This window comes from Candidatus Thermoplasmatota archaeon (assembly GCA_022848865.1).
GTDB lineage: Archaea > Thermoplasmatota > Thermoplasmata > RBG-16-68-12 > JAGMCJ01 > JAGMCJ01.
Genome location: JAJISE010000117.1, coordinates 1 through 580 on the forward strand (window position 1 = coordinate 1; position 580 = coordinate 580).

The 580-nt window shown below is 57.4% G+C and carries 1 protein-coding gene; it reads left to right on the plus strand.

Annotated elements, in window-relative coordinates; all coding sequences use genetic code 11:
- A partial coding sequence (locus tag LN415_09955) for an FprA family A-type flavoprotein (GenBank protein MCJ2557401.1) occupies positions 1-580 on the plus strand: 580 nt, incomplete at both ends.

A 580-nucleotide genomic window follows, 5' to 3' on the forward strand; every position in this document is an offset into this window, starting at 1 on the left:
CAGGGGGACGACCTACAACGCCTACCTCATCGTGGATGAGAAGATAGCGCTCGTCGACACTGTGAAGGAGCCTTTCTTCCCCGAGATGATGCGCCGGATAAAGGAGATCGTGGACCCTGAGAAGATCGACTACCTGATCTCCAATCATACGGAGCCCGACCACTCCGGATCCATAAGAAAAGTCCTTGAAGTCTCGAAGAACGCCGAGCTCATAGCATCGGAATTCGGGACGAAAGGCCTGAGGAGATATTATGGCGACGATCTGGAGATCACCTCAATCAAGGAGAAGCCCAGCGTCAGCCTCGGAAAGAGGACACTCAACTTCGTGCCCATCCCCATGGTCCACTGGCCCGACTCCATGGTCACCTACATCCCAGAGGAGAAGCTACTCCTCTCCAACGACGCCTTCGGCCAGCACCTCGCCTCCTCCAAACGGTTCGACGACGAGGTGGACCAGGCCGTCCTCATGCAGGAGGCCACCACCTATTATGCGAACATCGTGATGCCCCTCTGGATGAGCGTCTCCAGGGCTTTCAAGGCCCTCGAGGGAGTGGACATCGAGGTCATCGCGCCCAGCCAC